The sequence below is a fragment of the Archangium primigenium genome, from assembly GCF_016904885.1.
Lineage (GTDB): Bacteria > Myxococcota > Myxococcia > Myxococcales > Myxococcaceae > Cystobacter > Cystobacter primigenius.
Genome location: NZ_JADWYI010000001.1, coordinates 8,501,069 through 8,512,950 on the forward strand (window position 1 = coordinate 8,501,069; position 11,882 = coordinate 8,512,950).

11 protein-coding genes are annotated in these 11,882 nt (G+C 68.1%); 8 read left to right on the top strand and 3 right to left on the bottom strand.

Annotated features, from left to right (window positions below; genetic code table 11):
* Positions 1-32 precede the first annotated feature (32 nt).
* Genes I3V78_RS34920 through I3V78_RS34930 form a run of 3 tightly spaced genes read left to right on the top strand, consistent with a single transcriptional unit; the run spans position 33 to position 3,353 of the window.
* Positions 33-287, top strand: coding sequence for a hypothetical protein (locus I3V78_RS34920; protein WP_204494667.1), 255 nt, complete (start codon positions 33-35; stop codon positions 285-287).
* A 27-nt stretch (positions 288-314) separates the two neighbouring features.
* On the top strand, positions 315-1,340 hold the full coding sequence (locus tag I3V78_RS34925; RefSeq protein ID WP_204494669.1) for a ligase-associated DNA damage response exonuclease: 1,026 nt from the start codon (positions 315-317) through the stop codon (positions 1,338-1,340).
* Between the two features lie 33 nt (positions 1,341-1,373).
* Positions 1,374-3,353, top strand: coding sequence for a hypothetical protein (locus I3V78_RS34930; RefSeq protein ID WP_204494671.1), 1,980 nt, complete (start codon positions 1,374-1,376; stop codon positions 3,351-3,353).
* Between the two features lie 26 nt (positions 3,354-3,379).
* Here the strand turns inward: I3V78_RS34930 and I3V78_RS34935 are convergent, their stop codons facing one another.
* Positions 3,380-3,721 (bottom strand): hypothetical protein, encoded by a 342-nt coding sequence (locus I3V78_RS34935; RefSeq protein ID WP_204494673.1) that lies wholly within the window; start codon positions 3,719-3,721, stop codon positions 3,380-3,382.
* A 154-nt stretch (positions 3,722-3,875) separates the two neighbouring features.
* Positions 3,876-4,754, bottom strand: coding sequence for a tetratricopeptide repeat protein (locus I3V78_RS34940; RefSeq protein ID WP_204494675.1), 879 nt, complete (start codon positions 4,752-4,754; stop codon positions 3,876-3,878).
* 163 nt (positions 4,755-4,917) lie between these two features.
* Between I3V78_RS34940 and I3V78_RS34945 the strand changes: the two genes are divergently transcribed.
* The 3 genes from I3V78_RS34945 to pdeM are packed head-to-tail and all read left to right on the top strand — an operon-like array spanning position 4,918 to position 9,675.
* Positions 4,918-6,513: an ATP-dependent DNA ligase gene (locus tag I3V78_RS34945; RefSeq protein ID WP_204494677.1), complete on the top strand. Its 1,596-nt coding sequence runs from the start codon at positions 4,918-4,920 to the stop codon at positions 6,511-6,513.
* Positions 6,500-9,022 carry a ligase-associated DNA damage response DEXH box helicase gene (locus I3V78_RS34950; RefSeq protein ID WP_204494679.1) on the top strand — a complete coding sequence of 841 codons (2,523 nt, stop codon included), beginning with the start codon at positions 6,500-6,502 and terminating at the stop codon, positions 9,020-9,022. Before I3V78_RS34945 ends, I3V78_RS34950 begins: the two co-directional genes overlap by 14 nt.
* Positions 8,992-9,675, top strand: coding sequence for a ligase-associated DNA damage response endonuclease PdeM (pdeM, locus tag I3V78_RS34955; RefSeq protein WP_204494681.1), 684 nt, complete (start codon positions 8,992-8,994; stop codon positions 9,673-9,675). The genes I3V78_RS34950 and pdeM overlap by 31 nt, the downstream gene beginning before the upstream one ends.
* A gap of 4 nt (positions 9,676-9,679) precedes the next feature.
* Here the strand turns inward: pdeM and I3V78_RS34960 are convergent, their stop codons facing one another.
* Positions 9,680-10,009, bottom strand: a complete 330-nt coding sequence (locus I3V78_RS34960; RefSeq protein ID WP_204494683.1) for a DUF6881 domain-containing protein — start codon at positions 10,007-10,009, stop codon at positions 9,680-9,682.
* Between the two features lie 146 nt (positions 10,010-10,155).
* On the opposite strand from I3V78_RS34960, the gene I3V78_RS34965 reads away from it, so the two are divergent.
* Both I3V78_RS34965 and I3V78_RS34970 read left to right on the top strand, forming a co-directional pair.
* Entirely contained in the window at positions 10,156-11,082 is a 927-nt protein-coding gene (locus I3V78_RS34965) for a TraB/GumN family protein (protein WP_204494685.1), read from the top strand.
* Between the two features lie 21 nt (positions 11,083-11,103).
* On the top strand, positions 11,104-11,859 hold the full coding sequence (locus I3V78_RS34970) for a response regulator (RefSeq protein WP_204494687.1): 756 nt from the start codon (positions 11,104-11,106) through the stop codon (positions 11,857-11,859).
* Positions 11,860-11,882: the final 23 nt, after the last annotated feature.

Here is an 11,882-nt window from a genome sequence, read left to right on the forward strand (position 1 = left end):
CCTTGTAGGAATCTCACCAAGGGAGTGACGGCATGGATCCCAAAGACTACTTGAACCGCTCCATGGGCATCCCCCTGGACCCGGCGAAGCAGAAGGACCCCGAGGAGCACGGCGACCGGGTTCCCGCCGAGGGCCGGGCCGAGGAGCTCAACGACATCACGGGACAGAACGGCGGCCAGCGCTCCGAGGTGGGCAACCCCTGGAACAGTCGGAGCCTGGAGACGGGCCTGTCCAACGAGTACGAGAAGCACGGCGGCCGAGGCAAGCCCAAGAAGAAGAAGGACTAGCGTCCCCTCTCACCAGGCGAGCGTCCCATGAGCGTGTCCACCTCGACCCGTAGGCCGCCCCTGGTGTCCGTGACGCCCGACGGTCTGTATTGCGCGCAGGGCGACTTCCACATCGATGCGTGGAGGCCCGTGCCGCGCACGCTCGTCACCCATGCGCACGGCGATCACGCCCGCTGGGGCAGCCAGCAGTACCTGGGCACGAAGCCCTCCCAGGGACTGCTGCGCAAGCGCCTGGGCGCGGAGGCGGACATCTCCGTGCTCGACTATGGCGAGTGCATCACCATTGGCGGTGTGACGGTGAGCTTCCACCCCGCGGGCCACGTGCTGGGCAGCGCGCAGATCCGCCTGGAACACAAGGGCGAGGTCTGGGTGGTCTCCGGGGACTACAAGCGGGACCCGGACCCCACGTGTCTGCCTTTCGAGGTCGTCCCCTGCGACACCTTCATCACCGAGGCCACGTTCGCGCTGCCCATCTACCGGTGGGAAGACACGCGGCTCACCGCCGAGGAAGTCTTGCGCTGGTGGGACGCCAACCGGGAGGCGGGCAAGGCGTCGGTGCTCTTCTGCTATGCCCTGGGCAAGGCCCAGCGGCTGCTCGCGGAGCTCGTGCGCCTCACGGACCGGGAGGTGCTGGTGCACGGTGCCACCCACGCGCTCGTGGAGGTGTACCGCGAGGCTGGCGTGGCCATGAGTCCCACACGTCCCGTGTCCGAGGTGGAGAAGGGCACGTCCTACGCCGGGGCGCTGGTGCTGGCGCCTCCGAGCGCGGCGGGCAGCACGTGGATGCGCCGCTTCGGCGAGCACGAGACGGGTTTCGCCTCGGGCTGGATGCGGGTGCGCGGCAACCGGCGTCGCCGGGGCTATGACCGGGGCTTTGTCCTCTCGGACCACGCGGACTGGCCGGGCCTTCTGCGCACGGCGAAGGAGACGGGTGCCTCGCGCGTGCTGGCGACCCACGGCTCCAGCGAGATCCTCTCCCGCTATCTGCGCGAGAACATGGGCATCGACGCCGCGCCCCTGGCCACGCCCTTCGAGGGTGAAACCGAGGACTGAGCGGCGGCTCAGACCACGTCGATGCGCAGCTGCATGCAATATCTCTTGCAACCCTTCAAAACCCTATCGAAACCCCTCAACGTCCAGGATGCAGTCATGTCAAACAGGCACCCATATGAACAAGAAGTAATCGAACAAATAATAAACCATCTAAAAACCAGCCGAGGAGCCGAGTACAGCATCACGGGCGAGCACGTACCCGTAGGAAGAAAGAATTGCGACTACGTCCTCACTAGCGCAGACAACTCCTCAACAATTGCAATAGAAATAGTTCGCCTAGTAGAGGCACCAGAAGCGATGGAACAGCATCGATGGCGCTCAATACTTTGGGAAGCACTAAAAGCTGAGTGCGCGAAGCGTGGAGTGTCTGGATTCGTTGTGCGCACACCATGGACAACAAGCAAAAAACCTAGGGAAATCAATAAACAACTAGCCCCCCAAATCGCTACCGAAGCAGCCAAATTCATTCTAGAGAATCCCACCGTCTCAAACTTCTCGATCGAGGACGTCCACTTCCAGCGCTCCCAGTGGATAGATGGCATCAGCAACTACGCCCATGGCTCAGCAAGATGGGTAAGTCCGACTGACGTGACTGCAACAGTACTCGACACGCTCACCGACAAAGACGAGCAGTTGGCTCTGCCCGCCTCGGAAAGAATCCTCGCAGTCGTTCCATCTGGAATTCTGATAGGCGCGGATGAAATTTCCAGCAAATTGGCGCTACGCAATGATCTATTCCGCATCAAAAATGCAGATCGCGTAATCTACGCATCCCTCAGCCAAAGCAAGATATCCACCATCTATGCACGCGAAGTTCGCGATTACCTCGCAGGCCGCAGCACATTCCCGATCACACACGCAGACCTAACTGACACATGGCTTCGCGCTCGAATTGAACACGACCAAGACGGCGCCTTCACGACGATAAAGACTCTCTACACAGAGAAAAAACACACCGATAAAATCAGCAAAAACACTCGCATAGCACTCACCCAACACGGGATCAAACTTCTAGAAAGGGGTCATTACGACGATGCAGCGTGGATAGTACGAACATTTCATACAGACCCACATCCAGATGCAGACCCAACACCACCAGTAGACGAAGCGACGGACGAATCAGACACGACAGTAAGAGGCAACGTAGCCAGACTACTGAGTGGCGTCATAGCCAAAGCCCGCAAAGATTCCCTTGTAGAGTTTCTAGAAATCACCATCCAACTTTCCAATGACAAAAACCATGACGTACAACGCGCGGCAGCACGTCCCCTTGGCATACTAATGGCTTGGCGCGACGTCACCGAAAAAGGATCCTTCCTACTCGACGAAAAACTCCGCTCAGCAATCAAAAGCCTTTGGCTTGACTACGTGACACAGTCATTCACAAACAAACTAGAGAGCGCTGCGGCAACCACCTTAAGTAAAATCCATGACCTAACCGAAGACGACGTGACGCGTGTTCTCAGAACGCTCGCGAACTATCAAGCCGACGATGCAGAGAATGGGTTAACTCGATTTATTATCTACTTCGCATTTCTCCGCTCGTCCGTTCCTGGGCTTCCCAAATCTTTCGAAGACACAAGCGTTCGCCTCGTCGTCCAAGACATTTTGCACAAGAACGAAAACCTACGCCGCAACGTCGCATACATGTTTCGCAGCACAATCGGTAGACATCCAGAAGTCCGGCAGGCAGTTGTTCCTCTTTTGCCCATGCTTCTGTCTGTCAGCAGAGACACTCAAACACTAAGATTCACATTGGATGGCGCTGTAGCCCTATCGCGTGAAGAATTATTGTCGCGCAATGAGGTTGAAGCCATTCTCAGGGCACTTAGCGTAGCAGGCCCTTTCAACGTCCTAGAAGCCGAATTTCTTGCGAGCACTGTTCGAGACCTCGCCAGTGCATCAAGCGGGCATGTTGGCAAAATCGACAGCTTGATTTTCAACGTCATACGTGACAGCAACCTAAAGCAGGCGCTCAAGACGCCATCGCCCTCCGCAAACGATGCGGAGTAGTAATTGTTGATTGCGCTCGGGCAATATCATGAGTCACTTGGCAGGTAGACACGATGGTCCTCGGGCAGTTGGCCCGAGCGCGCCAATTCCAGGTACTCATCCTTGCTGCGCACGGTGGCGATGACCTTTGGCGCCCCGTCCCGCGTCACGACGACGGCGCCACGTGTGCCAGGTCCCGCCTCGAAGATGGCTTCGAGGGCCGCCCGTTGCTCGGCGGTGGGCTGAGCACGTACGCGCTGCACGATCATCATGACCAAGCCCGCTGGGCCTAGTGCCATCACAGCCAGTCCCAGCCAATCAATTGGATCCTGTTCGCCTCGGCTCCACGCCACATAGAGCCAGAGGCTTGAAACCGCGACGAAGGTCACGATCCACACCAACAAGCCCAGTGACCACAAAGGCATTCGCCGAATCACAATGCCTCACTTCGATTCGCGGACGTCGGCATGGGTGTTGCCCCCTCTGTCCGTAGACTGCCTCATGTCGGCAGGAGAGGGAACGCCCGCGAGACGGCCCTCGCGCTCAGGGGGCCTTCGTCAGCACCACTTCGCCCACGCGCTGCTCCGGCCGGGCCTTCTTGCCCCGCACGCGCGTCTCGCACACCACGCCCACGACGCCCGCGCACGCATCGGCGAGCACCAGGGAGCACCGTGTGTCATTGAGCCCGGACACCTTCGCCGGGCACGCGCCCGTCTCGGCGCAGTCCACGGCCAGATCCTCCGCCTCGTTCACGAGCGCGAGGGAGAACGCCTCCTCCCGAGGCACCTGCCCATCCGGCAGGAAGTCCAGCACCCGCGTGCGGTCCACGGCGAGGCCTCCCGTCTCGGAGTCCTCGCTCGCACGAGGCGCCGCCGCGGCCGGTGACAAGGCCAGCCGGACCGCCTCGCCCGAGACGCCCCCCGCAGACCCGTGCTCGTTGAAGTACGCCCCACAGGCGTGCACCACCCGGGAACACTCCGGCGCCTGGGGCAGCGCGGTGCACTCCCCGGGTTTGGGCACCGCCAGGCGCGTCCCCATCCGGAAGAGCTGGAGATAGGCCGCCTTGCGCGTGGGCTCGTCACTCGACCGGGAGGGCTCCCGGTTGGGCCGGGCGAGGAACACGGCCCGCGCGTGCTCGCGGGCGGCGGCCTCCCGGGCCTTGCGTCCCCGGCGCGCCAGGCACTGCCCCAGGTCCACATGCACCGACGCGTGCTCGGGGTCGAGCCCGGCGGCGCGCGAGAACAGGGCGCAGGCGCGGGGGAAGTTCCGGGCCCGGTAGGCCTTGACCGCTCGCGCTCGGGTCGATTCGAAAGTCTCGGGAGTGGACGTGGCGGCGAGGGTCACGAGCAGCAGGAGCGCTGGACTGGCGAACATGGGCCGCGTGAGCGTGCACACGCCGATCACGGGCGTCCACGGCGGCACGGATGACAACGTCCACGGGGCAACGGCGCGTCCTCGCCGCCCACCTGACAGGGAGCGGCAGGGGCCCTTGCCTGCCTGCCCGCTCCCTCGCCGCCAATACGAGTCCCCGTTACCAAGTTGTCCCCAGGTCGGGGCCGCCTCTGACCGGGAGGGAGACTGCTGCATGCGACGGTTCGTGGACCTCTATGAAGCCCTGGACTCCACCACCTCCACCAACGCCAAGGTGGAGGCCCTGGTCGCCTATTTCCGCGCGGCGCCACCCGAGGACGCCGCCTGGGCGCTGTATTTCCTCACCGGGCGCCGCCTCAAGCGGCTCGTGGCCTCCAAGGGGCTCAAACAATGGGTGCGCGAGCTGAGTGACACCCCCGAGTGGCTCTTCGACGAGGCCTACGCCTCCGTGGGCGACCTGGCGGAGATCATCGCGCTCCTGCTCGACCAGGCCGAGCGGCCCGCCGAGACCGAGGAACTGTCGTTGTCGCGGTGGGTGGAGGAGCGCATCCAGCCGCTCGCCGGACTGTCCCTACCCGAGCAGCGCGAGCGCATCACCGGCTGGTGGCACCTGCTGCCGCGCCGCGAGCTGTTCCTCTTCAACAAGCTGCTCACCGGGGAGCTGCGCGTGGGCGTCTCGGACACGCTGGTGGTGCGCGCGCTGGCGCAGTTCGCCGGCCTGCCGCCCGCCTCCGTGTCCCACCGGCTCATGGGCACCTGGGCGCCCTCGAAAGCCTTCTTCCAGCAGCTCATCGCGCCGGACGTCTCGGACGCCGACAGCTCGCGGCCCTACCCGTTCTACCTCGCCAGCCCCCTGGAGCAGCCCGTGGAGGACCTGGGCGGGCGCGAGGAGTGGATGGCCGAGTGGAAGTGGGATGGCATCCGGGGACAGCTCATCCACCGCCAGGGCTCGCTCGCGCTCTGGAGCCGGGGCGAGGAGCTCATCACCGAGCGCTTCCCGGAGATCACCTCCGCCGCGGCGAGCCTGCCGCCGGGCACCGTGCTCGACGGCGAGGTGCTCGCCTATGCCGAGGGCCAGCCCCTGCCCTTCAGCCGCCTGCAGCGGCGCATTGGCCGCCAGAAGCTCACCGCCAAGGTGCTCGCCGAGGCCCCCGCGGCCTTCATGGCGTACGACCTGCTCGAGGAGAACGGCGAGGACCTGCGCCAGCGGCCCCTGCGCGAGCGCCGCGCGCGGCTCGAGGCGCTGCTCAAGGACAAGCCCCAGTTCCCCATCTCGCCCATCATCACCGCGCCCACCTGGGAGCAGCTCGCCACCGCGCGCGAGGAGTCCCGTGAGCGCAACGTGGAGGGCTTCATGCTCAAGCGCCTGGAGTCGCCCTACCTGCACGGGCGCAAGCGCGGGGACTGGTGGAAGTGGAAGATCGATCCCTTCACCGTGGACGCCGTGCTGCTCTACGCACACCCGGGCCATGGCAAGCGCGCCGCGCTCTACACGGACTACACCTTCGCGGTGTGGAACGGGGATGACCTGACGCCCGTGGCCAAGGCGTACTCGGGTCTGACGGACCAGGAGATCTCCAAGCTCGACCGGTGGATCCGCGCCCACACCAAGGAGAAGTTCGGCCCGGTGCGCTCGGTGGAGCCCGAGCAGGTGTTCGAGCTGCACTTCGAGGGCATCGCCGCCTCGCCCCGGCACAAGTCCGGCGTGGCGCTGCGCTTCCCGCGCATCGCCCGGTGGCGCGCGGACAAGGCGCCCAAGGACGCGGACACGCTCGACCAGCTCAAGGGACTCATCCATGCCCCCGCCTAGGCGCGCGCGGACCACCTCTCCGCGCGCGGCCACCGCGCCCCGGAAGAAGCCCCAGGTCAAGCTCCCGCCGCCTCCCGCCCCGGCGCCGGGAGGCATCGAGGCGTGGTTCGAGGAGCGGGGCTGGGCGCCGTTTCCCTTCCAGCGCGAGGCCTGGGCGGCGTACGAGCGGGGCGAGAGCGGCCTTATCCACGTGCCCACGGGCGCGGGCAAGACGTACGCGGCCTACATCGGGCCGCTCATGGACGTGGCCCGGCGCCGGGAGAAGGGCCTGCAGGTGCTCTACATCACGCCCCTGCGCGCGGTGTCCCGCGACATCGAGCTGGCGCTGCTCGCGCCCCTGTCCGCCTTCGACGCCGACATCACCGTGGAGAGCCGCACGGGCGACACCTCCAGCAGCATCCGCCGCAAGCAGAAGGACCGGCTGCCCGAGGTGCTCATCACCACGCCGGAGTCGCTGTCGCTCTTGCTGTGCCACGAGCGGGCCGAGGAGCTGTTCGCGCCCCTGCGCTCGGTCATCGTCGACGAGTGGCACGAGCTGCTGGGCAGCAAGCGCGGCACCCAGGTGGAGCTCGCGCTCGCGCGGCTGCGCCGCTTCGCCCCGAAGGTGCGCACCTGGGCCCTGTCCGCCACGCTCGCCAACCTGGACGAGGCCGCCCGCGCGGTGGTGGGGCCCGACGTGCCGCCCACGCTGGTGAGCGCGGGGCTCGAGCGCGACGTGAAGATCGAGACGCTGCTGCCCGACACGGTGGATGCGTTTCCGTGGGCGGGCCACCTCGGCATGGCCATGCTGCGCAAGGTGTCGGACTGGTTGGACCCCAAGCACCCCACGCTGCTCTTCACCAACACGCGCTCCCAGGCCGAGCGCTGGTTCGAGGGCCTGCGCTTCCTCCACCCCGAGTGGGAGGACGTGCTCGCGCTGCACCACAGCTCCATCGACCGGGAGACGCGCGAGTCCGTGGAGCGAGGGCTCAAGGACGGCACGGTGCGGCTCGTGGTGTGCACGTCCTCGCTGGACCTGGGCGTGGACTTCGGGCCCGTGGAGCGCGTGGTGCAGGTGGGCAGCCCCAAGGGCATCTCCCGCACGCTCCAGCGCGCCGGCCGCAGCGCCCACCGGCCCGGCGCCACCGCGCACCTGCTCTTCGTGCCCACGCATGCCCTGGAGCTCGTGGAGATGGCGGCCGCCCGGGACGCGCTCGCCCACCGGGCCGTGGAGCCACGCACGCCCCTGCGCCAGCCGCTCGACGTGCTCGCCCAGCACATGGTCACCTGCGCGGTGGGCGGCGGCTTCACCCGCGACGGCCTGCTCGCCGAGGTGCGTGACACGCTCGCCTACCGGGAGCTGAGCGCGGAGGACTTCGACCGCACCCTGCTCCTGGTGACGGAGGGCGGGCCCACGCTGCGCGCCTACCCGCAGTTCCGCCGCGTGCAGAAGCTGGACGAGCGCTACGTGGTGATGGACGCGCGCGTGGCGCGGCTGCACAAGCTCAACGTGGGCACCATCGCCTCGGACTCCTCCGTGGATCTGCGCTACTGGTCGGGCGGACGGCTGGGCTCGGTGGAGGAGTCGTACGTGGGCCGGCTCCGTCCGGGCGACACCTTCCTCTTCGCGGGCAAACGGCTGGAGTTCTGCCGGATGAAGGACCTCACGGCCTACGTGAAGCCCGCCAAGGGACGGGCCTCGGCCACACCCCGGTGGAGCGGCGGACGGCTGCCCTTGTCCGGCTCGCTCGCCGCGGCGGTGCGCCACACCTTCCACACCGTGCGCGAGGGCCACCTGGAGGCCGAGGAGCTGCGCGCGGCCCGCCCGGTGCTGGAGGCCCAGGCCCGCCTGTCCCGGGTGCCCGCGAGCGACACGTGCCTCGCGGAGCTGTGCCGCACGCGCGAGGGCCACCACCTCTTCCTCTACCCCTTCGAGGGTCGGCTCGTGCACGAGGGGCTCGCGGCGCTGCTCGCCCTGCGGCTCACGCGGCTGAAGAAGGGCACGTTCAGCCTGTCGGTGAACGACTACGGACTGGAGCTGCTGTCCCCCACGCCCTTCCCGTTCGAGGAGTGCCTCACCCCCGCGCTCTTCACGCGCGAGCGCCTGGTGGAGGACATCCTGGAGAGCGTCAACCTGGGGGAGCTGGCCAAGCGGCAGTTCCGCGACGTGGCGCGCGTGGCGGGGCTGGTGATGCCGGGCCTGCCCGGGGCGCGCAAGTCCACCCGGCAGATTCAAGCGAGCACGGGCCTGCTCTACGACGTCTTCGCGCGCTACGAGCCGGACCACCTGCTGCTCGTCCAGGCGCGGCGCGAGGTGCTGGAGCAACACTTCGAGCAGGTGCGCCTGGTGAGCACGCTGGAGCGCCTGGAGAAAACCCCCATCGAATGTGTCCACGTGCCACGGCCCACGCCGCTGGCCTTTCCGCTCATCGTCGAGCGCATGGGCGCCACCCTGTCCAACGAGACGCTGTTGGACCGGGTGCAGCGCATGAAGGAAAAATGGCTGCGAGAGGACTCCTCACCCGCATAGGCGACACCCCGGTGGAGCTGCGTCCCGAGCGGGCCCTGCACTGGCCCGAGGCGGGCGTGCTCGCCGTGGCGGACCTGCACTGGGGCAAGCCCGAGAGCTTCCACCAGCACGGCATTCCCCTGCCCACGGGCGTGCTGGAGGACGACCTCGCGCGCCTGTCCGCCGCGCTGCACGCCACGGGGGCGCGGCGGGTGCTGCTGGTGGGCGACCTCATCCACTCGCGCCGGGGGCTCACCGCCGACGTGGTGGAGCGCGTGGCGGCCTGGCGTGCGGGGCATGACGTGGAGCTGGTGCTCGTGCGCGGCAACCATGACCGGCACCTGGACGTGCTGCCCGCCTCCTGGCGCATGCGGCTCGTCGAGTCGCACCTGGACGAGGGCCCCTTCCGCTTCGCCCACCACCCGGAGCCCGCCCCGGGCCGCTACGTGTGCGCGGGCCACCTGCACCCCACGGTGCGGCTCGACTCGGGGGCGGATCGGCTGCGCCTGCCCTGCTTCCACCTGGGGCCCCGCGTGGGCGTGCTGCCCGCGTTCAGCGCCTTCACCGGCGGCCTGGACATGCGGGCCGGCGCGGACGAGCGCCTCTTCGTCGTCGCGGGAGAGGACGTGGTGGAGATGCCCGCGCCCCGGAGCGCGCGGCGGCGGCGCGCCTGACGGCTCAGGTCTCCCGCGGCGAGCCGTGGTGCCGCAGGACGGACTTCCAGAAATCGTGGCCGCCCGAGCGGCGCCGCGCCCAGAAGTGCTCGAACTCCTCGCGGGTGAGCACCGTGGGATCGAAGGCCATCTCCTTGGCGACGTCGTCCAGGCCCGGCAGGCGCACACACGCCAGTTGGGTCTCGTGGGCCTCCTGGGCGTCCGCGAAGCCCACCCGGCCGTCCTGGTAGACGTCCACCTTGCGCTGCTCCCAGCCCGCGTCGTCGTGCTCGCTCAACAGCAGGACGGGGAAGTCCTGGCCGGGATGCAGCCACCTGACCGCTGAATACCTCATTCCCGCGCTCGCGCCTTGAGGCCCCGTGCCGCCCGGGTCTCCGTAAGAGGAAGCCCCAGCGTATCGCGTTCGAGACACCTCCTGGCAAGTGTGCGCGGACGCCGAAGGACCGTCATGATGGGGGGCCCTCCGACCCGGGCCCGCACATGCACACCTCTCGATGGCTCCTGCCCCTCGTCGCCCTGCTCACCACGGCCTGTGCGACGACCCCCGCGCCCCCGCCCGAGGCCGCCGATGGCGCCGCCTCCCGCGCCTTCCTCTGGGAGGTGACCCGCCCGGAGACGCCGGACCGGCCGCTCTACCTCACGGGCTCCATCCATGTGGGCAAGCCTGGCCAGTACGCCTTCTGGCCCTCCATGAAGGCCGCGCTCGCGCGCTCCCAGGTCATGGTGGTGGAGCTGGATCCCGCCCGGGTCAACGCCGCGGACATGCAGGCCATGGTGAAACACCTGGGCACCTTCACCCCGCCGGACGGCCTGAGCGCGCACCTGAGCGCGGAGACCCGGGCGCTCTTGCCCCCGGCGCTCGAGCGCATCCACATGACCCCGGCCGTCGCCGAGCACTTCCGGCCCTGGCTGCTGACGCTCATGCTCGCCGTCACGGACATGACGCACGCGGGCTACTCGGACCAGGGCGGCGTGGATCCGCTCCTCTTGATGGAGGCCCGGGGCACCCATCGCGTCGTGGAGCTGGAGACGGCCGAGGAGCAGCTGCGGATGTTCGCGGGGATGTCGGACGCGGTGCAGGAGGCGCAGCTCAAGGAACAGCTCGCGCCCACCCGGAGCAAGGAGGACCTCATCGCCCGCCTGTTCGCGGCGTGGGAGTCGGGAGACCCGGACACCCTGGAGGCCCTCGTCTTCGAGAAGAAGAGCGACCCCCTGTACACCGCCTATTACGAGGCCTTGTTCTACGCGCGCAACCGGCGCATGGCCGAGCGGATCGCCGAGCTGGCGGGCGGGAGCGAGACCGCCTTCGTGGTGGTGGGCGCGGGCCACCTGGTGGGCGAGCAGGGCCTGCTGGCGCTCCTGAGCGAGAGGGGCTTCACCTTGCGGCAGCTCCCCCGGGGGCCCTGAGCTGGCCTAGAGTACGAACGCGTGAGCCCTCCCCTGCGCATCCTCATCGCCGACGACGAGCTGGTGGCCCGCAGGCGGCTGGCGCGGCTGGTGGCGGCCCTGCCCGACAGCACGGTGTGTGGCGAGGTCGCGGACGGGGAAGCCGTGCTCGACACGGTGCGCGCCGGCGGCGTGGACGTGGTGCTGCTCGACATCCACATGCCCGGCCTGAGTGGCCTGGACGCGCTCGCGCTGCTGCCCGCGGGCGGCCCCCACGTCATCCTCGTCACCGCGCACCCGGACCACGCCGTGGAGGCCTTCGAGCACGGGGCGGTGGACTACGTGCTCAAGCCCGTGGACGCCGCGCGGCTGCACAAGGCGCTGGAGCGCGCCCGCTCCCGGAGGGCGCCGCCGCCGCCCAGCGAGGCGCCCGCGCGGCCCCTGGACCGGCTGCCCATCCCCACGCGCCAGGGCATCGTGCTCGTGGCGCCGGAGGCCATCTCCCACGCCACGCTCGAGGACGAGCTGGTCACCGTCTTCACCGCCCAGGGGGACTTCCTCACCGACTTCTCCCTCCAGGAGCTGGTGGAGCGCCTGCCCGCCGAGGGCTTCCACCGGGTGCACCGCCGGGCCCTGCTCAACCTCGCCCACGTCACCCGGCTGGAGCCCCTGGAGACGGGCGGCTACCTGGCGCGCACGGGCCGGGGCCACACGGTGGAGGTGAGCCGCCAGTCCGCGCGCGAGCTGCGCCGGCGCCTGGGCCTGCGCCGCGGCGGCGAGGAGGAGCCCACGGGGTGAGCCCCCCTTGAAGGAGCAAGGGT